16 protein-coding genes are annotated in these 18,100 nt (G+C 72.0%); 8 read left to right on the top strand and 8 right to left on the bottom strand.

The genetic code is table 11. From position 1 onward, the window contains the following. Positions 1–119: 119 nt before the first annotated feature. Entirely contained in the window at positions 120–1,694 is a 1,575-nt protein-coding gene (locus O1Q96_RS09945; RefSeq protein WP_269247814.1) for an MFS transporter, read from the bottom strand. A gap of 207 nt (positions 1,695–1,901) precedes the next feature. Between O1Q96_RS09945 and panB the strand changes: the two genes are divergently transcribed. The 3 genes from panB (at position 1,902) to O1Q96_RS09930 (ending at position 4,845) form a co-directional block, all read left to right on the top strand. After that, positions 1,902–2,765, top strand: a complete 864-nt coding sequence (gene panB / locus O1Q96_RS09940) for a 3-methyl-2-oxobutanoate hydroxymethyltransferase (RefSeq protein ID WP_269247813.1) — start codon at positions 1,902–1,904, stop codon at positions 2,763–2,765. Positions 2,766–2,983: 218 nt separating this feature from the next. After that, positions 2,984–4,018 (top strand): ATP-binding cassette domain-containing protein, encoded by a 1,035-nt coding sequence (locus O1Q96_RS09935; protein WP_269247812.1) that lies wholly within the window; start codon positions 2,984–2,986, stop codon positions 4,016–4,018. Next, on the top strand, positions 4,015–4,845 hold the full coding sequence (locus tag O1Q96_RS09930; RefSeq protein ID WP_269247811.1) for an ABC transporter permease: 831 nt from the start codon (positions 4,015–4,017) through the stop codon (positions 4,843–4,845). Before O1Q96_RS09935 ends, O1Q96_RS09930 begins: the two co-directional genes overlap by 4 nt. Before the next feature lie 35 nt (positions 4,846–4,880). On the opposite strand, the gene O1Q96_RS09925 is transcribed toward O1Q96_RS09930, so the two are convergent. Then, positions 4,881–8,354 (bottom strand): AfsR/SARP family transcriptional regulator, encoded by a 3,474-nt coding sequence (locus O1Q96_RS09925; protein WP_269247810.1) that lies wholly within the window; start codon positions 8,352–8,354, stop codon positions 4,881–4,883. A 178-nt stretch (positions 8,355–8,532) separates the two neighbouring features. Between O1Q96_RS09925 and O1Q96_RS09920 the strand changes: the two genes are divergently transcribed. Then, entirely contained in the window at positions 8,533–9,333 is an 801-nt protein-coding gene (locus tag O1Q96_RS09920; protein WP_269247809.1) for a site-2 protease family protein, read from the top strand. On the opposite strand, the gene O1Q96_RS09915 is transcribed toward O1Q96_RS09920, so the two are convergent. The 3 genes from O1Q96_RS09915 to O1Q96_RS09905 form a co-directional block, all read right to left on the bottom strand. Then, positions 9,323–9,511 (bottom strand): hypothetical protein, encoded by a 189-nt coding sequence (locus O1Q96_RS09915; RefSeq protein ID WP_217455546.1) that lies wholly within the window; start codon positions 9,509–9,511, stop codon positions 9,323–9,325. The two genes, O1Q96_RS09920 and O1Q96_RS09915, sit on opposite strands and share 11 nt — an antisense overlap. A 129-nt stretch (positions 9,512–9,640) precedes the next feature. Next, on the bottom strand, positions 9,641–10,345 hold the full coding sequence (gene npdG, locus O1Q96_RS09910) for an NADPH-dependent F420 reductase (protein ID WP_269247808.1): 705 nt from the start codon (positions 10,343–10,345) through the stop codon (positions 9,641–9,643). Between the two features lie 37 nt (positions 10,346–10,382). Then, on the bottom strand, positions 10,383–11,462 hold the full coding sequence (locus tag O1Q96_RS09905; protein ID WP_269247807.1) for a sialidase family protein: 1,080 nt from the start codon (positions 11,460–11,462) through the stop codon (positions 10,383–10,385). A gap of 103 nt (positions 11,463–11,565) precedes the next feature. On the opposite strand from O1Q96_RS09905, the gene O1Q96_RS09900 reads away from it, so the two are divergent. Together O1Q96_RS09900 and O1Q96_RS09895 are read left to right on the top strand one after the other, a co-directional pair. Next, entirely contained in the window at positions 11,566–12,168 is a 603-nt protein-coding gene (locus tag O1Q96_RS09900; protein WP_269247806.1) for a hypothetical protein, read from the top strand. 151 nt (positions 12,169–12,319) lie between these two features. Further along, positions 12,320–13,594: an MFS transporter gene (locus tag O1Q96_RS09895; RefSeq protein ID WP_269253553.1), complete on the top strand. Its 1,275-nt coding sequence runs from the start codon at positions 12,320–12,322 to the stop codon at positions 13,592–13,594. Between the two features lie 88 nt (positions 13,595–13,682). Here the strand turns inward: O1Q96_RS09895 and O1Q96_RS09890 are convergent, their stop codons facing one another. Beyond that, the gene (locus O1Q96_RS09890) at positions 13,683–13,913 is read right to left on the bottom strand and encodes a hypothetical protein (protein WP_269247805.1); all 231 of its coding nucleotides are present in this window, start codon (positions 13,911–13,913) and stop codon (positions 13,683–13,685) included. Between the two features lie 58 nt (positions 13,914–13,971). Here O1Q96_RS09890 and map point away from each other — a divergent pair, with 58 nt between their 5' ends. Further along, positions 13,972–14,829, top strand: coding sequence for a type I methionyl aminopeptidase (gene map / locus O1Q96_RS09885; RefSeq protein ID WP_269247804.1), 858 nt, complete (start codon positions 13,972–13,974; stop codon positions 14,827–14,829). Positions 14,830–15,024: 195 nt separating this feature from the next. Continuing rightward, a complete protein-coding gene (locus O1Q96_RS09880) occupies positions 15,025–15,684 on the top strand; it encodes a biliverdin-producing heme oxygenase (protein WP_269247803.1) in 660 nt (219 codons plus the stop codon). Positions 15,685–15,834: 150 nt separating this feature from the next. Here the strand turns inward: O1Q96_RS09880 and O1Q96_RS09875 are convergent, their stop codons facing one another. Beyond that, positions 15,835–16,479: a PhzF family phenazine biosynthesis protein gene (locus tag O1Q96_RS09875; RefSeq protein ID WP_269247802.1), complete on the bottom strand. Its 645-nt coding sequence runs from the start codon at positions 16,477–16,479 to the stop codon at positions 15,835–15,837. Positions 16,480–16,571: 92 nt separating this feature from the next. After that, the gene (locus O1Q96_RS09870) at positions 16,572–18,041 is read right to left on the bottom strand and encodes an HtaA domain-containing protein (protein WP_269247801.1); all 1,470 of its coding nucleotides are present in this window, start codon (positions 18,039–18,041) and stop codon (positions 16,572–16,574) included. Positions 18,042–18,100: the final 59 nt, after the last annotated feature.

Raw genomic sequence — 18,100 nt, 5'->3', positions numbered from 1 at the left:
CCGACCGGGGCGGCGGCGGCCCGCCCTGCCGAGCCGTACGCCCCGGCGGAAGGCCGGCCGGTCGTCCGCGGGCGCGTCGTGGCCGGGCGCGCGGTTCCCCGCGCCCCTTCGGGGACGCTTCAGTGGTCGGCGCCCACCAGTTCCTCCTCCTTGCCGGCCGGGTCCGGGGTGCGGCCCGGCAGGTACAGGCCCACGACCACCGCGCCCACGAGGGCGACGCCCGCACCGCACAGGGCCGTGACGTGCATCGCGTGCAGGAAGGCGTCGTTGGCCGGGCCGACGAGGGCGTCCCCCTTCGGGCCGAGCTTCGCGGCGAAGCCGAGTGTCGCCTCGATGGACTCCCCCGCGGTGTGCCGTGCGGCGGCGGGCAGCTCGTCCTCGATGCCCGAGCGGTACGCGGCGGACAGGACCGAGCCGAGCACGGCGATGCCCAGGGCGCCGCCGACCTGCCGGAAGGTGTTGCTGAGCGCGGAGGCGGAACCCGCCTTCTCGCGGGGCAGGGCCTGCATGATCACGACACTGGTCGGCGTCATGATGTGCGCCATTCCCGCGCCCATCAGGAAGAAGACGACCTCCAGGATCCAGATCGGCGTGTCCGCCTCCAGCGTGGCGAACGCGGCCAGCATCGCGGCGATGATGAGCATGCCGCCGGTCGTGGTGGCCTTGTTGCCGAAGCGGTCCACGACGAGCCGGGCGCGCGGCGCGAAGACGAGCTGCGCGACGGCCAGCGGCAGCATCAGCAGGCCGGTCTGCAGGGGCGAGTATCCGCGCACGCTCTGCGTGTAGAAGACGGCGAAGAAGGTCACGCCCATCAGCGCGAAGAACACGAGCGCGATGGCGGCGATGGCCGCCGAGAAGACCTTGTTCCTGAAGTGGCCGACGTCGATGGACGGGTGGTCGCTGTGCTTCTGGTGCACGACGAAGCCGACGAGTACGGCGAGCCCGGCGCCGATGGTCGCGAGGACCATGGGGTCGGTGAAGTCGGCGAGCTGGCCGCCCTTGATGATGCCGTACACCAGCAGGACGAGCCCGACGACGGACAGCCCGACGCCCACGAGGTCGATCCGGCCGGGCTTCGGGTCGCGGGAGTCGGGGACGAGCCAGACCATCAGGGCGAGCGCCACGACCACGATCGGCACGTTGACCAGGAAGACGGATCCCCACCAGAAGTGGTCGAGCAGGACCCCTCCGGTGATCGGGCCGATCGCGATGGCCAGGCCCACTCCGCCCGCCCAGATGCCGATGGCCTTCGGCTGTTCGTCACGCTCGAAGACGTTCATGAGGACGGCGAGCGTGGCCGGCATCACAAAGGCGGCGCCGAGGCCCATCACCGCGCGGAACGCGACGAGCTCGGCCGGGGAGCCGGAGGAGGCGGCGAGCGCCGAGCCGATGCCGAACACGAGGAGGCCGCCGAGGAGGACCTTCTTGCGCCCGAGCCGGTCGCCGAGGAGGCCCGCGGAGAAGAGCAGGCCCGCGAAGACGAGGGTGTAGGAGTTGATGGCCCATTCCAGCTGGCTCTGGGTCGCTCCCAGGCCGGTCGGGGCGGGTGTCGAGATGGTCTTGATGGCGACGTTGAGGATCGAGTTGTCGAGGACGACGATCAGCAGGCTCAGCATCAGGACGCCGAGGATCGCCCAGCGTCGCCGGTGCACGGCTTCCGGTGTCCGGGAGGCGGGAACGGCAGGAGTTGTCATGGCTACGAGGCTATGCAAGTTTCGATACGAGACCGTCTCGTATCGAAATCTCTTACCGAAGCCTTACGCACCGTGGAGGCCGCTTCGGCGCCCGGCGGAGGAGGGCCGTGGTGGCCCCCCTAGCCGTTCGAGGGCACGAGGTGCCACCATGGACGTGATCCGGGGACGCCGTCAGGGTGCCTCGAGATGACAGAAGGAGCCGTTGCCATGACGCAGCTTTCGGCTGCCCACACCACCGACAGCAGCAGCAAGGCGCTGTACGGGGGCAAGGGCACACGCCGTATCACCGTCCGCGACATCACCGTCGCCAAGGAGCGCGGCGAGAAGTGGCCGATGCTCACCGCGTACGACGCGATGACCGCGTCCGTCTTCGACGAGGCCGGCATCCCGGTCATGCTCGTCGGCGACTCGGCGGGCAACTGTCACCTGGGCTACGAGACGACCGTGCCCGTCACGCTCGACGAGATGACCATGCTGTCGGCCGCCGTCGTACGGGGCACCTCGCGCGCCCTCATCGTGGGTGACCTGCCCTTCGGGTCGTACCAGGAGGGGCCCGTGCAGGCGCTCCGGTCGGCCACGCGGCTGGTGAAGGAGGCCGGGGTCGGCGCCGTGAAGCTGGAGGGCGGCGAGCGCTCGCACCGGCAGATCGAGCTGCTCGTGGAGTCCGGCATCCCCGTCATGGCGCACATCGGCCTGACGCCCCAGTCGGTGAACTCCATGGGATACCGCGTCCAGGGGCGCGGCGAGGAGGCCGCACAGCAGCTGCTGCGGGACGCGAAGGCCGTCCAGGACGCGGGTGCGTTCGCGGTCGTGCTGGAGCTCGTGCCGGCCGAGCTGGCCGCCGAGGTCACCCGGGTGCTGCACATTCCGACGGTCGGTATCGGTGCCGGGCCCGACACGGACGCGCAGGTTCTCGTGTGGACCGACATGCTCGGGCTCACGGGCGGCAAGATGCCGCGCTTCGTGAAGCAGTACGCGAACCTGCGTGAGGTCATGGGCAACGCCGCGAAGGCGTTCGCCGACGACGTCGTCGGCGGAACGTTCCCGCAGGAGGAGCACTCCGTCCACTAGTCCACTGCGGCACCAAGGCAGCCCGCCGATCTTCCCCCGTCGGCGGGCTGCCGTTTTGCTCCGCGGGGGGCACGGTATTCGGCTGCGGGTCCGTCTCGGCCGGCCGCGCAGTTCCCACCGGCCCGCACCCGGCATCGGAGCGAGCGACTGTCGATGACATGTCGAGCCTGTCGGTGGGCTGTCGGTGGTTTGTCGGTGAGGGCTGGCACCTTGGCGGCATGACGCGAATCGACAAGAACCCCCGGCAAGAAGGCGGCCGCCGCGACGCCGTCACCGTCCGGGGACTGGTCAAGCACTACGGCGAGACCAAGGCACTGGACGGCGTGGACCTGGACGTGCGCGAGGGCACCGTCATGGGTGTGCTCGGACCGAACGGCGCCGGCAAGACCACCCTCGTACGGATCCTGTCCACCCTTCTCATGCCCGACACCGGGCAGGCGACCGTCGCCGGCTACGACGTCCTGCGCCAGCCTCGGCAGTTGCGCCGGGTGATCGGCCTGACCGGGCAGTACGCCTCCGTCGACGAGAAGCTCCCGGGCTGGGAGAACCTCTACATGATCGGCCGGCTCCTCGACCTGCCCCGCAAGGACGCCCGCGCCCGCGCCGACGAGCTGCTGGAGCGCTTCTCGCTCACCGACGCCGCAAGGCGTCCGGCGAGCACGTACTCCGGGGGTATGCGGCGGCGGCTGGACCTGGCCGCGTCGATGATCGGGCAGCCCTCCGTCCTCTTCCTCGACGAGCCCACCACCGGTCTCGACCCGCGCACCCGCAACGAGGTGTGGACCGAGGTCAAGCGCATGGTCGGCGACGGTGTCACCGTCCTGCTCACCACCCAGTACATGGAGGAGGCCGAGCAGCTCGCCTCCGAACTGACCGTCGTGGACCGCGGCAAGGTCATAGCCAACGGCGCCATCGAGGAGCTGAAGGCGAAGGTCGGCGGCCGTAGTCTGCGGGTCCGCCCGGTCGATCCACTGCAGCTGCGGCCGCTGGCCGTCGCGCTCGACGAACTGGGGCTCACCGGGCTGGCCACCTCCACCGTGGACACCGACCGCGGTGACGTCCTGGTCCCGATCCTCAGTGACGAGCAGCTGACCGCCGTGGTCGGCGCGGTCACCGCGCGCGGCATCACGCTCTCCTCCATCACCACCGAACTGCCCAGCCTGGACGAGGTGTTCCTGTCCCTCACCGGCCACCGCGCCAGTGCCCCGCAGGACGCGACGCCCGCCCCCGACCTCGAGGAGGTCGCCGTATGAGCGCCGCCACCACCACTCTCTCCGCCGCCGGCGACATCAGGGCGGACGCCCGTATCTCGCTGCGCGGCCACCTGCGCCACACCGGCGCCCTCGTCCGCCGCAACCTGCTGTGGATCCGGCAGGACCCCGAGTCGATGTTCGACGCGCTGCTGATGCCGGTCGTCTTCACCCTGCTGTTCGTGTACGTCTTCGGCGGCTCGATCGGGCAGGCCCTGGGCGGCGGGCAGGACGGGTACGTGCAGTACGTGATCCCCGGCATGATCGCGATGATGAGCATGACGCTGTCCCAGGGCGTCGGCACGGGCTTCAGCCAGGACTTCAACTCCGGTGTCATGGACCGCTTCCGGTCGCTGCCGATCGGGCGCGGCTCGGTGCTGTTCGCGAAGGTCTCGGTGGAACTGGTCCGCATGCTGTTCGCGACGACCGTGCTGATGATCGTCGCCGTCCTGGTCGGGTTCGACATCAACAGCTGGCCCGGCCTGTTCGCGGCCGTGGGCCTGGCCGCGGTGTTCGCCTCGTCGATCATGTGGGTGTTCCTCACCCTGGGCGTGATCCTGAAGAACGCGCAGTCCGTCCAGGCGATGGGATTCCTCGTGCTGTTCCCGCTGCAGTTCGGCTCGTCGATCTTCGCCCCGACGGCGTCGATGCCCGGCTGGCTGCAGGCGTTCACCGACTACAACCCGCTGTCCACGCTCGCGGACGCGGCCCGTGGGCTGATGGTGGGCGGCCCGGTCGCGCACGACCTGTGGGTGACCCTCGGCTGGTCGGTGGCAATCACCGCGGTGATGGCGCCGGTCGCGATCCACAAGTTCCGCACCAAGAGCTGAGTGGGCCGGGGCCCCGTCCTCGCCTCGAACGCGCGTCAGAGCAGGGCGGTGGCCTCCTCGAAGGAGAGGCTGCCGCCCTCCGCGTACGCGGCCTCGTACGCCTCCTCGCCGAGGACCGCGCATGCCTCGGTCTCGGCCCGGTCCCGTGCCTCGCGCTCCGCGGTGGTCCGGAAGTGGGCGGGCGGCAGCAGCCCGTCGGCGACGCCGAGGCAGCGGGCGGCGTCCCGGGCACGCCGGCCGCCGTCCAGGCCGGACAGCACGAGGGCGGCCGTGGTCAGCTGCATGGACCTCATCTGCGGCGACAACATGCGGGTCAGGGGGTCGTCCGCCTGCGCCAGGGCGCCCCGGATCTTCACCGACGCCTCCTCGTAGAGGCCCTCCTGGACGTCCAGCCAGGCCTCGACACCGAGGACGTATCCGTTGAAGACCACGAAGCGCACGGCGGCGAACTCGGCGCGCAGCCGGCTGATCTGCTCCCGGGCCTCGGGGACGCGGCCCGTGCGGCTGAGCCACATCGTGAGGGAGAGCCGGGCCGCCGGCATGGCCTCGTTGTGTGCGCCCTGTCCTTCCTCCAGGACGTCGCGCAGCAGCCGCTCGCCCCGCTCGGTCTCGCCCGAGTCGATGAGGACGCTGCCGAGACGGGTGGTGAGGATGGCCGTCTGGGCGCGGGCCCCGAGTCGTTCGGCGTGGGTGATGGCCCGCGTGTAGTCCGCGGCGGCCAGGGCGTTGTCGCCCTTGCGTTCGTGGGCCTCGCCGCGGACGGAGAGCGCCTCGGCGGTGCCCCAGGCGTCCCCGATGCCGGCGAAGATCTCCAGTGACTCGTCGGCGTCACGGGTCGCGTCGCCGGCCCAGTCGCTGCGGTTGGCCAGGACGTTGGCGCGCATCTGCAGGGCGACGGCCAGCTCCCACCGGTAACCGAGCTCGCGACAGGTGTCGATACTCGCGTCGACCACCTCGCGCAGCCGGTCCATGTCGCCGGTCAGCATCACGGCGAAGAACCAGAGGTAGCCGGGGTTGCGGCAGACCTGCGGGAACCCCGGCCGGTACGCCTCGGTGATGGCCAGCAGCTTCGCCTCGGCCTCCGGCGTGCTCCAGGTCTCCAGCTCCAGGTCCATGCAGGCGAGATGGATGAGGTGGACACCGCGCCGGGCCTCCTGGAGGACCTCGGGCCGCATCGGCGGCGGCGTCGCGGTACACGGTTCGTACAGCGGGACGGCCGGCTCCGCGGGCGGCGCGAACGGGTCGGGGCCCAGTGCGATGACCTCGCGTGACCAGTTGCGGAGCGCCGTGCGCGCGTCGCGGATCTGCCAGTACCAGGCGAGCGAGAGGACGAGGCAGAGCGCCTCCTGCTCGTCGCGCTCGGCGACGGCGTGGTGCAGGGCGGCGCGCATGTTCTCGCCTTCGAGCTGGAGCAGATCGATGGCCGCGCGCTGGCCGGGGCCGCGCAGCTTCGGGTCGGTGGTGCGGGCGAGTTCGCGGTAGTACGTGAGGTGGGCGCGCTCGGCGGCGGAGCGGTCGCCGGACTCGTCGAGCCGCTGTCCGGCGTACTCGGCGACCGTCTCCAGGAGCCGGTAGCGCATCCCGCCGTCGGCCGCGCCTTCGGAGGAAGGCGCCGCGACGACAAGGGACTTGTCGACGAGCGAGCCGAGAGCCTCCAGCGCGGCGGGTCCGCAGACGGCCTCGGCGGCGGCGAGGTCGCAGCCGCCGGCGAACACGGACAGCCGCCGCAGTACGTCGCGTTCGTCCTCGTCCAAAAGTTCCCAGGACCAGTCGACGACGGCACGCAGGGTCTGCTGGCGGGGCAGTACGGTACGGCTGCCGGAGGTGAGGAGACGGAAGCGGTTGTCGAGTCGGTCGGCGATCTGGCGCGGGGTCAGCATCCGCAGCCGGGCGGCGGCGAGTTCGATGGCGAGCGGCAGTCCGTCGAGCCGCCGGCAGATCTCGGCGGCGGCCTCCGGGGCGTCCTCGATCCGGAAGCCGGGCCGGGCGGCCGCTCCCCGGTCGGCGAGCAGCTTCAGCGCGTACGGCTCGGGCAAGGGCTCGACGGGCCTCAGCAACTCCCCCGGCACGCCGAGAGGTTCACGGCTCGTGGCGAGAACGGTCAGTCCCGGGCAGCGTTCGAGCAGCTGCTCGACGAGCCGGGCCGCGGCGTCCACGACGTGTTCGCAGTTGTCGAGGACGATCAGCATGCGGCGTTTGGCGCAGTGCTCGGTGAGCCGGACGAGCGGGTCGTCGTGCCGGTCGGTGACGGCCCGCATCTCCTCGGCCCCGGCGCCGCGCAGCACGGTCTCGCGCGCCCCGAGCGCGGTGAGGACGGCCTCGGGGACGGCCTCCGGGTCGTCCACGGGTGCGAGCTCTGCCAGCCACACCCCGTCGGGCAGGGTCTCGGCGACGCTCTCCGCCGCCTCCTGCGAGAGCCGGGTCTTCCCGGCGCCGCCGGGCCCGAGCAGCGTGACGAGCCGCGCCGACGCGAGGTCGCCGCGGATGGTCGCGAGGTCGCTGCTCCGGCCGACGAAGGAGGTGAGCCGGGCCCGGAGGTTGCCGGGGACCACGGCACGCTCCCGCACCTCGGACCCGGCGCCGCGGCGCCCCTCGTCCGGTGCCGGGGCGGGCCGGTGCGGCGCCGCACCGGGTCCACGGCCGTACGAGGCGGGGTCGGGCCCCCGGCGGTCCGGGACCGGTTCGGGACCATGCCCGGCCGGCGCCTGCCCGGGGCCCCGCCCCTCCGGCGCCCCGGCTCCACGACCGTTCGGTGACCGGCCGGGGTCGGACCCGGCAGGTGTTCCCCGTAGCAACTCTCCGTGCAGTGACCGCAGTTCGGGACCCGGGTCCGCGCCCAGCCGGTCCGCCAGGAGTTGGCGTACGGACTCGTAGGCGGCCAGTGCCTCCGCGGCGCGGCCCGCGTCGCGCAGGGCACGCAGGCGCAGCGACTGGAGGGGCTCGTCCAGGGGGTGTGCGTCACAGAGGGCGGTGAGGTCGGGCAGGGACTGTTCGGCGTGGCCGAGGGCGAGGGCCGCGGTGAGGCGGGTCCGCCGGGCGTCGAGGCGGCGGGACTCCCAGCGGGACGACTCGGCCGAGCGGTCCGGGAGGTCGGCGAGGGCGGGCCCCCGCCAGAGGGCGAGGGCGTCGTCGAGGATGACGGCCGCCTTGCCGGGGTCGTCGTCGGCCAGCGCGCGGGAACCCTCGCCCGCGAGCCGCTCGAAGCGGTGCAGGTCGATGTCGTCGGCCGCGGCGCGCAGCCGGTAGCCGCCGTCGGCGGAGCCGATCGCGTCCGCGCCGAGGGCCCTGCGCAACCGGCCCACCAGGGCCTGCAGCGCGCCCGTGGCGTCGGCCGGCGGGTCGACGCCCCACACCTCGTCGACCAGCACGGCGGCGGGCACGGCCCGTCCGGGGCGCAGGGCGAGCACGGTCAGCAGGGCGCGCAGCCGCGCGCCACCGACCGGGACGAGGGTGCCGTCGTTGCGTAGTGCCTGGGTGGTGCCGAGGATGCGGTAGCGCACGGAGACCATTGTCCCTGTCGGCGTCCCGGACCCGCCCGGATTTTCGACCGCGTGGGCCGGGAGGAGCCTGGGACGGAGGCGGGGGCCGCAGGAACCCCGACCCTGCCCAGGACGTTCCCCCCACAGCACCGGTACGGTCGACCCGCCACGCCCGGCCCCGATCGAGAAATCCAGGGAGTCCCACCCCATGACGAGCGCCACCACCCGGCACAGCGACCGGCGGATCAGTCCCGTCTTCCTCGGGATCGTGGCCGTCGCGGCGGTGACCGGATGGGCCACCTGGACGGGCTTCGCCGAGCAGCCAGGGGTGGCCGTCTTCCTGTTCGTGACAGCGGCCTGGATCGTCTCGCTCTGTCTGCACGAGTACGCGCACGCGCGCACGGCCCTGCACAGCGGCGACATCTCGATCGGCGCGAAGGGCTATCTGACCCTGAACCCGCTGAAGTACACGCACGCGCTGCTCAGCATCGTGCTGCCCGTCATCTTCGTGATGATGGGCGGTATCGGCCTGCCGGGCGGCGCGGTGTGGATCGAGCGGAACCGGATCCAGGGCCGCTGGAAGCACAGCCTGATCTCGGCGGCGGGCCCGCTGACGAACGTGCTGTTCGCGGTGGTCTGCACGGCCCCGTTCTGGCTGGACGCGCTCGACGGCGTCCCGGCCGACTTCCAGTTCGCCCTGGCGTTCCTGGCGTTGCTGCAGGTCACGGCCGCGCTGCTGAACTTTTTGCCGGTGCCGGGCCTGGACGGCTACGGCATGATCGAGCCCTGGCTGTCGTACAAGATCCGCCGCCAGGTGGAGCCGCTCGCACCCTTCGGGCTGCTCCTCGTGATCGCCGTCCTGTGGATCCCGGCGGTGAACGGCGTGTTCTTCGACATGATCGACGCGCTGCTGCGCGCCCTGGACATCGACGAGCTCCGTACGTACTGCGGGCAGAACCTCTACCGGTTCTGGACGGAGACCGACCAGTACTGCTCGGTCAGCCCGTGACGGACGACGCCCTGCGCCGCGCGCGGTCCCGGCGCAGGTAGTACCAGGTGGTGTTGGACGACAGGCCCGCGAGCAGCACCCACACGATCCCCAGCCAGCTGCCCTGGGCGAAGGAGACGACGGCCGCCGCGACGGCGAGGACGCAGACGACGAGGGCGTAGAGGGCGAGTCGGGACATAGGGGTCGGCTCCTGTCGGGGAACTCGGGGCGCGCGGCGGAACCCGGAGGGGGACACTGCTCGGCTCCAGTGTCCCCCACGTCCGGAGCGCGCCCGCACGCCCTCCCGCACACCCGCGGGTGCGCACGCCTACACGTCGGTCAGGCGCAGACCCGCGTGGGCCTTGTACCGCCGGTTCACCGAGATGAGATTCGCCACGAGCGACTCGACCTGGTGGGCGTTGCGCAGCCGGCCCGAGAAGATGCCGCGCATGCCCGGGATGCGCCCGGCCAGCGCCTGGACGATCTCGACGTCCGCCCGCTCCTCGCCGAGCACCATCACGTCGGTGTCGATCTCGGTGATCTCCGGGTCCTGGAGCAGGACGGCCGACAGGTGGTGGAAGGCGGCGGTGACCCGGGAGTCCGGCAGCAGCGCGGCGGCCTGTTCGGCGGCGCTGCCCTCCTCGGGCTTCAGCGCGTACGCGCCCTTCTTGTCGAAGCCGAGCGGGTTGACGCAGTCGACGACGAGCTTGCCGGCCAGTTCCTCCCGCAGCGACTCCAGGGTCTTGCCGTGTCCGTCCCACGGCACGGCGACGATCACGATGTCGCTGCGGCGGGCGGTCTCGGCGTTGTCGGCGCCCTCGACGCCGTGGCCGAGCTCGTCGGCGGCCGCCTGCGCGCGCTCCGCGGCCCGCGAGCCGATGATCACCGGCTGGCCCGCGCGGGCCAGCCGGTAGGCGAGGCCCTTGCCCTGCGGACCGGTGCCGCCGAGCACGCCGACGACGAGCCCCGAGACGTCGGGCAGGTCCCAGGGGTCCTTCGCGGGGGCCTTCTGTGCACTGTCAGTAGAGGTCATGGGCCGACCTTACGTGCGTGGTTCGCGTCCGTGCCGGTCAGGTGAGGGCGGTCACGGGGATCCGCCGGAAGGTGATCGTCTCGTACGCGCCGAAGTCGCCCGTCTCGTAGAGGAGTCCGAGGGTGTCGGCGTCGACGCGCACGAGGTCGGAGTACGCGGCGGGCAGTCCGTCCACGGTGTGCGCCGACCGCCAGGTGACGCCGTCGTCGGTGCTGGCGCGGATCGTCATCAGGGCGCGGAAGCCTGGGTCGGCGGGGCCGGAGTAGAGCAGGACGTCGGGGTCGCGGAGCTGGAGCACGCTGCCCTCGACGACGGGACCGGTGAGGCCGGCCTGCGGGCGGAAGCGCTTGAGGAGGGTCCGGCCGCCGTCCCGGGAGCAGGCGTCCGCGCGGGTGCCGGGGGCGGTGGAGTCGGTGCGGGTGTTGAAGTAGACGCGGCCGTCGGGGAGTTCGGCGGCGGTGGTCTCGTTCACGTTGATGTAGCCGTCGGTGTTGTCGTCGACGTACCCGATGGTCCAGCTCTCGCCGTGGTCGTCGCTGAGCAGGCAGTGCCCGCCGTTGTACTTGCCCTCGGTGCCGTTGTCGGCGCCGGCCGGCGGGAGGGAGTGGTTGGCGGGTACGACGATCCGTCCGCCGGTCAGCCGCAGGGCGTGGCCCGGGGTGGTGGCGTACCAGCGCCAGGCCGGCTTCTTCGTCTGCCCGGTGATCTCCTTCGGGCGCGACCAGGTCAGCCCGTCGTCGTCGCTGTGGCAGATCCAGACGCGGCGTCCGTCGGCGGCGCTCACCGTGCCGCGGCGGATGGCGTCCTCGGTGGCGAGGGCGGCGTTGCGGACGTGGACGAGCAGGATCCGGCCGGTGCCGAGGACGACGGGGGCCGGGTTTCCGGCGAGTGCGTCGCCGTTCTCCGCGGCGACCTGGAGCGGCCCCCAGGTCAGTCCCCCGTCCGTGGACCGCTTCAGCACGATGTCGATGTTCCCGAAGTCGTCGCGGGAGCCGACCCGGCCCTCGCAGAAGGCGAGCAGGGTTCCTTCCGCCGTGGCGACGACGGCCGGGATGCGGAAGCTCGCGTAGCCCTCCTGTCCGGCCCGGAACGGCACGGACACCTCGCTGCTGGTCATGACAACCTCCCCTTGCCGAGTGAGTGGGGCACTCTGCCCACGTCGGGCGAATTCATGGTGAACTCCACCTGTCGAGTGGCCGGTTGCGGCAGGATGCGTGCGCATGGATGCCGTACGGGTGGCCTTGTTGCGCGAAGTGCTCGCCGGGACCGAGTGGCTGGGGGCGACCCGGCGGTTCGCGGGGGCGCTGCGGTCGTCCGTGCTGCCCCACGGGGGCGGGCTGCTGCTGGTGGGGACGGTGGAGTACGAGCCGTGGCACCTGGCGGCGCATCTGGTGGACGAGGCCGCCTGGTCGGGCACGCCCGAGCTGACGCCGACGCTCGTACGGCACGGGGCGCGGCCCGGTGACCCGGCCCATCTGGCCGTGGGACTCGGCCGGATCGAGGCGGCCCGGCGGGGCGAGACCCTGCTCGTCGTGGCGCCGGGCGCGCCGGGCGCCCCGCTCCTGGAGCGGGTGCACGACGCGCGCCGGGCCGGGGCGACGGTCCTCGCCCTGGACTCCGGCGACCGCGAGCTGCACGCGATGGCGCACGAGGCGCTGGCGGTGCCGTGCGAACCGGACCTGGACCTGGACACCGTGCAGCACCTGGTCAGTGCGGCGGCCGGGGAGAACTCGCTGCCCGCGCCCCGGGGCCGCCGGCGTTTGGGGGACCGGTTGTCGCGGCTGGCCGACCGGTTGACGGCACCGCCGCCGGCGCGCTGGTGACCTGAAAGCCTCTGGCGGCCGGAAAAGCGTTTGTACCGGCCGGGCCCACGACGGAGCATGTCCCGTCGTGACGGAACTGACGGAACGCGATGCCGACGACGATGCCGGCGCCCCGGCTCCTGCCCCCGGTGCCGGCGCCGGCGCCTCGCGGCTGCGCGCGCTGCTGCCCGATCTCGCCCCGTGGCGGACCTCCCCCGACTTCCGGCGGCTGTGGGTGGCCGGGCTCATCACCAACTTCGGCAGCTTCCTGACGTTCGTCGCGCTGCCGGTGCAGATGAAGGAACTCACCGGGTCCGTGGTGGCCGTCGGCGCGATCGGCGCCGTGGAACTCGTACCGCTGATCGTGTTCGGGCTGTACGGCGGGGCGCTCGCCGACGCCCTGGATAAGCGGAAGCTGATCGTCTGGACGGAGGCGGGGCAGGGGCTGCTCTCGGTCGCGCTGCTCGTCAACGCGCTGCTCCCGGATCCCGTGGTGTGGCCGCTGTACGCCGTCGCCGCGCTCTCCTCCGCGCTCGTCGCGGTCCAGCGGCCGGCGCTGGACGCGCTCACCCCGCGCATCGTCAGACACGAGCACCTGCCGGCGGCCGCCGCGCTCAACTCGCTGCGCTGGACGGTCGGCGGGGTCGCCGGGCCGGCCCTCGCGGGGCTCGTCGTGGCGTACGCGGGGCTCGGCTGGGCCTATGCCGCCGACCTCGCGACCTTCGTGGTCTCGCTCGTCCTCGTCCTGGGCCTCGCCTCGTCCCCCGCCGCGCACGAGGCGGCGAAGCCGTCACTGAGGTCGATCGTGGAGGGCGCCCGGTACGCGTGGAGCCGCAAGGAGCTGCTGGGGACGTACGCGATCGACCTGGCCGCCATGTTCTTCGCCTTCCCGCTCGCCGTGCTGCCCTTCCTCGCGGACGAGCTGGACGCCGAGTGGTCGCTCGGGCTGATGTACGCGGCGCTGCCCGCCGGGGCGCTGCTGGTGAGCCTGACGAGCGGGTGGACCTCGCGGATCCACCGGCACGGGCGGATGGTGGTGCTGGCGGCGGCGTTCTGGGGGCTCGCGATGGTGGCCGCGGGAGCCTCTCACAGCGTCTGGCTGGTGCTGCTCTTCCTGACCCTGGGCGGCTGCTTCGACATGGTCAGCGGGATCTTCCGGGCGGCGATGTGGAACCAGACGATCCCGGACGAGCTGCGCGGGCGGCTGGCCGGCATCGAGCTGCTGTCGTACTCGGTGGGGCCCCAGCTGGGCCAGGTCCGTGCCGGCGGGATGGCCGCGTGGATGAACGTGCGGGCGTCGGTGTGGGCCGGTGGTGTGCTGTGCGTGGCCGCGGTGGGGGCGCTGGCGGTGTGCCTGCCCAAGCTGATGACGTACGACGTGCGGACCAACGAGCACGCGGTGCGGTTGAAGGAGGCGCGGGAGGCGGCCGCCGGCGGCGGTTCCTAGCCGCGGACCCGCGCCCCGTCAGGGGCGCGGGGACCGGCGCGACCGGCCACGACGAACCCGCGGGCCGACGACCGTGGCCGGTCGTCCGCTAGTCGTTCTCCGAGCCCCGCGCCGCGGAATCGTGCCAGCGGGGGTCGTTCTCCCATTCGGCGTTGCGCTCCCGGGCGGTGTCCATCGCGTGCTGCGCCTCGGACCTCGTGGCGTAGGGACCGAAGCGGTCCTTCGCGGGGCACTCGGGGCCTTCCTCGACCTTCTTGTGTTCCAGGCAGTAGTACCACTCGCCCGGTTTCCCGACCGTCCGCTTCTTGAACAGGGCCATGACCAGCTCCTCTCGCCACCGACATGTTCCCCCATCCCCGCTGGTTAGACTCCCTGGCATGTCTGGCCAGTCGCTGCTCGTTCCAGGGGAGCTGTCCCCCATCCGTACCGTGCCCGGAAACATCCGCCGCCCCGAGTACGTCGGCAAACCCGCGCCGACCCCGTACACCGGGCCGGAGGTGCAGACGCCCGAGACGATCGAGGCGATGCGTGTCGCCGGCCGGATCGCCGCGCGGGCGATGGCGGAGGCCGCGAAGCTCATCGCGCCCGGTGTCACCACGGACGAACTGGACCGGGTCGCCCACGCGTACATGTGCGACCACGGCGCCTACCCGTCCACGCTCGGCTACCGCGGTTTCCCGAAGTCCCTGTGCACCTCCGTGAACGAGGTGATCTGTCACGGCATCCCGGACTCCACGGTCCTGCGGGACGGCGACATCATCAACCTCGACGTGACGGCGTACATCGGGGGCGTGCACGGCGACAACAACGCCACCTATCTCGTCGGCGACGTGGACGAGGAGTCGCGGCTGCTCGTCGAGCGGACCCGTGAGTCCCTCGACCGTGCCATCAAGGCGGTCCGGCCGGGCCGTCAGATCAACATCATCGGCCGGGTCATCGAGTCGTACGCGAAGCGGTTCGGGTACGGGGTCGTGCGGGACTTCACCGGGCACGGCATCAACTCGGCGTTCCACTCCGGCCTGATCGTCCCCCACTACGACAGCCCGCACGCGACGACCGTGATCCAGCCGGGGATGACCTTCACGATCGAACCGATGCTGACGCTGGGGACCCACGAGTACGACATGTGGGACGACGGGTGGACGGTCGTCACGAAGGACCGGCTGCGGACCGCGCAGTTCGAGCACACCCTCGTCGTCACCGACACCGGGGCCGAGGTGCTCACCCTCCCGTAGCCGTGGGGCCCAGTCCCACCTGCCTTTTCTCCGAAGCCGCCCGCTCGCACAGAGTGGGCGGCTTCTTCATGTGGACCGGACGGGCATCCGGGGTACGATTTTGCCGACAGGACGTCGGGAAAATCGTTGACTTAGGTAAGCCTAACCATAGAAGATGGGCCCGGCTCCCGTCTCCCTTCGGCCCCGGAGGTCTTCATGAACTCGTCGAGCACACCGTTCTCGACGCTCATCCGCACCGCGTCGCACGAGCAGCACGTGGAGGCGGAGACCTCGACGTTCATGAGCGACCTGCTCGGCGGCAGTCTCGGCGTGGACGCGTACGCGCGCTACACCGAACAGCTGTGGTTCGTGTACGAGGCGCTGGAGTCGGGCGCGCGGGAGCTGGCGGCCGATCCGGTGGCGGGCCCGTTCATCCGGCCCGAGCTGCTGCGGCTCGCCTCCCTGGAGCGGGATCTGGCCCATCTGCGGGGTGCGGGCTGGCGCGAGGGACTCACCGCGCTGCCGGCGACCGAGGAGTACGCGGCCCGGGTCGCCGAGTGCGCCCGTACATGGCCCGGCGGGTATGTCGCGCACCATTACACGCGCTACCTCGGTGACCTCTCCGGCGGGCAGATCATCCGCGGCAAGGCGGAGCAGACCTGGGGGTTCGCTCGCAAGGGCGACGGGGTGCGGTTCTACGTCTTCGAGGACATCGGGAACCCGGCGGCGTTCAAGCGGGGGTATCGCGAGCTGCTCGACGGTGTCCTGGCGGACGACCTGGAGAAGCAGCGGATCGTCGCCGAGTGCCGGCGGGCGTTCGCTTTGAACACCGGGGTGTTCCAGGCGCTGGGCGAGGAGTTCCGCCTCAGCGCGTGACGTTCCACCGGGGGCGTGTTTTCGGGTGCGGGTCGGCTGTGGCCGGTCGCGCGGCTCCCCGCACCCCTCGAGGACTGCGCCGTTCCCCGCACCCTCGAAGGCACAGGATCGCGGCGTCCCGTGCCCCTTCGGGGTGCGCTCGCGTGGTGTTCAGCGTTCGAGGAACACTCTGCCGCCCAGTTCCACCCAGCCCTCCGGCTGCGGAGCCGTGAGGAGCTGTGAACCGGCGCCCTGGACGATGTTCAGGGCGCGGCCCAGCCGGGCCGTCAGCTGGAGGGCCGCGGCGCCCGTCGCCTCGTCCTCCTGGACGCCGTCGCCCCGGCCGGGGAAGCCACGAGCGCGGACGCGGCCCGCCGCCTCGTCCTCCCACGCCCAGGCGTAGACCCAGTCCCCCGCCGGCGGCACCTCCAGCGCGTCGACCTCGGCGGCCGTGGTGTACCTGCGCAGGGTGCGCGGCTGTGCCCACTCCGGGCGGGCCTCGATCCAGGTGAACTCTCCGTCGAGCCGGGTGCCCACCACGCCCGCGGGCGTGACGAGTTCGGGCACGTCGAGCAGCCAGGCCACACCGACGCAGGGGTATCCGGCGAAGGGCAACCGCACGCTGGGTGTGTAGATGTCGATGACCCCGCGTTCGGGGTCGTCCACGAACACCGTCTCGCTGAATCCGAGTTTGGCCGCGAACGCCTGCCGCTCGTCCTGCTCGGGCAGTACGGAACCCTCCCGCACGACCCCGAGTTCGTTGCCGTACTCACCGCGCGGCCCGCAGAAGACCCGCAGCACGTCGTAATCAGTCACGCGGGCATTCAAACACCACCGGGCCTGCGCACACGCATCCGGCCGCCGTCCCCGGGGCGGGGGCCGGCGGCCGGGTGCGTGTCGCCTTCGGGTCAGGCCTGGGCGGAGCCCGTCATACGGCGGCGGCGTACGGCGAACACCACGGCCGCGCCCGCCGCGACGGTGACCGCGGCGGCGGCTCCGAGCGCGCCGACGGGGACGTCGGAGCCGGTGGAGGCGAGGCCGCCCGTCACCCCGCCCGTGGTGGAGCCGGTCGTACCCGCACCGCCGGAGGTCGTGCCGCCCGTCGTGCCGGTGGACGACGTCGGGCCGGTGTCCGGGAGTTCGGCGTCCTCGGACAGGGACACCGAGAGGTCGACCGGGTCGAGTTCGGCGCCGGCCTGGTAGAAGCCGCCGAAGGCCTCGGCGCCCGCCTTCGTGAGGGTGGCGGTGACGTCGTCGAGGGTGATGACGTCGTTCTTCGCCGTCAGGTCGGCGGACTTGGGCCTGAGCTCGGCGAGGGTCACGTCGGCGGACTTCTCACCGAGGCTGTCGACGTCGGCGGTCAGCCTGCCGGAGCGGCCGTCGATCGCCGTCTTGAGGTTGCTGAGGGTGAGGTCGAGGCCGTAACTGCCGTTGTCCTCGTGGCCCTTGAAGTTGACCGAGCCCTTGAAGGAGGCCTTGAGGGTGTCGGCGTCCGTGTCGTAGGTGCCGGTGGCGTCGGCGAAGGTGAAGATCCCGTTGCCGGACGCCTGCGAGGCCCCGCCCGAGACGGTGACCTTGCCCTTGGCCACGCCGTCCACGACGTACGTACGGAAGGACTGCTTGACGCCCCAGCCGAGGCTGCCGTCGGTGATGTCGCCCGCGGTGTCCGCCCCGGTGGGCGAGGGGGCCGGGCTCGTGGACCCCGTCGGGTCCGTGGAGGGCGTGGTGGACGGAGTGCCCGAGGGAGTGCCGGACGGCGTGGTGGAGGGGGTGGCCGACGGGGTCGTGGAGCCCGAGGGTGTCGGGTTCGGCGACTCGGTCTTCTTCTCCAGCACGGTCAGGGGGTCACCGGCCGCACCCGTGTAACTGGCGCTGCCGAGGACGTCTCCGGCCTCCTTCGTCAGCTTGGTCGCCATCTCCGTCATCGTGCGGTTGACGGTGACCTCGGCGAGCGGCACGTCCTGCTGGGTCGTGCCGCTCTTCGTCACGTCGGCGGTGACTTTGGCGGCCTTGCTGTCGAACTTGACGTCGGAGAGGGCGAGTTCGAAGCCGTGCGGCTTGGAGACGATCTTCAGGGAACCTTCGAAGCCGAGTGCCACGGTGTGGGCCTCGGAGTCGTAGCTCCCCGTGCCGTTGACGAAGGTGAACGCGCCGTTGTCCTTGGCCTGGGTGGCGCCGCCCTCGGGCGTGAAGCTGCCGCCCGCCACCCCGGTGACGTACGAGCGGTACGACTGCTTGATGCCCCAGGTCAACTCGTAGCCCTTGAGCGGCACTTCGGCGGCGGACGCGGAGGTCGCGGCGATCGCGGTGGCGCCGAGCGTGAGGGCGGTCGCGCAGGCTGCGGCGAGGGCTGTGGGACGGCGGCGGTTGGCGGCCATGGTCGTGTTTCTCCTCGGATAGGTGGGCGGGAGTCCGCTCGACCGGCGGACGGCGGTGG

Origin of the sequence: Streptomyces aurantiacus (genome assembly GCF_027107535.1) — a bacterium.
In the GTDB taxonomy this organism is placed as follows: domain Bacteria; phylum Actinomycetota; class Actinomycetes; order Streptomycetales; family Streptomycetaceae; genus Streptomyces.
This window is presented reverse-complemented; position numbering and strand designations above follow the sequence as displayed.